The organism is Actinomycetes bacterium (assembly GCA_024222295.1).
Taxonomy (GTDB): domain Bacteria; phylum Actinomycetota; class Acidimicrobiia; order Acidimicrobiales; family Microtrichaceae; genus JAAEPF01.
Genome location: JAAEPF010000076.1, coordinates 1 through 882, shown reverse-complemented (window position 1 = coordinate 882; position 882 = coordinate 1). Strand labels below are relative to the sequence as shown.

Annotated in this window: 1 protein-coding gene; it reads left to right on the top strand. The window is 68.3% G+C overall.

The window, feature by feature from the left end:
• Window positions 1-882, top strand: an 882-nt coding sequence (locus GY812_16875; GenBank protein ID MCP4437159.1) for a 4-alpha-glucanotransferase, incomplete at both ends; no start/stop codon positions are given.

Sequence of the window (882 nt, the reverse complement as noted above, 5' to 3'; positions counted from 1 at the left end):
GGCGTAGTCTCGACGACTTCGCCACGTGGTGTGCGCTGGCAGAGCAGTATGGCGGGGATTGGCACCAGTGGCCCGAGGAACTGCAACACCCGCGCTCGGAAGCGGTCGCCGAGTTCGTCGAGGAGTACGCCTCGAACGTGGACTTTCATCGCTGGCTCCAGTGGCTGGTCGATGATCAGCTGACGAAAGCGCAGGCCAGCGCAGTGCAGGCGGGGATGGAGCTGGGCGTTGTGCACGACCTCGCGGTTGGGGTGGATGCTCATGGCGCCGACGCCTGGGCATTTCAGGATGTCTTGGCTCTCGGCGTTGCCGTTGGTGCACCGCCAGACGAGTTCAATCAGCTCGGGCAGGACTGGGCACAGCCCCCCTGGCGACCCGACCGACTCGCTGAGGCCGCCTACGAACCGTTCCGGGTGCTCGTGGGAGCTGTGCTGCGGCACGCGGGCGGGGTCCGCATCGATCACATCATCGGGCTGTTCCGGCTGTGGTGGATACCGAAGGGCGCACCGCCGGCGGCAGGCACCTACGTGCACTATGACTACGAGGCGATGATCGGCATCGTGACGCTGGAGGCGCATCGGGCCGGCGCGGTCGTCGGGGGTGAGGACCTGGGGACCGTGGAGCCCTGGGCGCGCCACTATCGGGGCGGGCGCGGCGTTTTCGGCACGTCGATCCTGTGGTTCGAGATGGACCGCGACGGCGCCGGCGGGCCGCTGCCGGCCGAGCTATGGCGGGAGTCCTGCCTATCGGCCGTCACGACCCACGATCTGCCTCCCACCGCGGGTTATCTCGCTGGAGAACACATCCGGCTGCGCGACGACCTCGGGTTGCTTGCACGCCCGGCCGCCGAGGAATGGGCCAGTGACCGGGAACAGCAGGAGG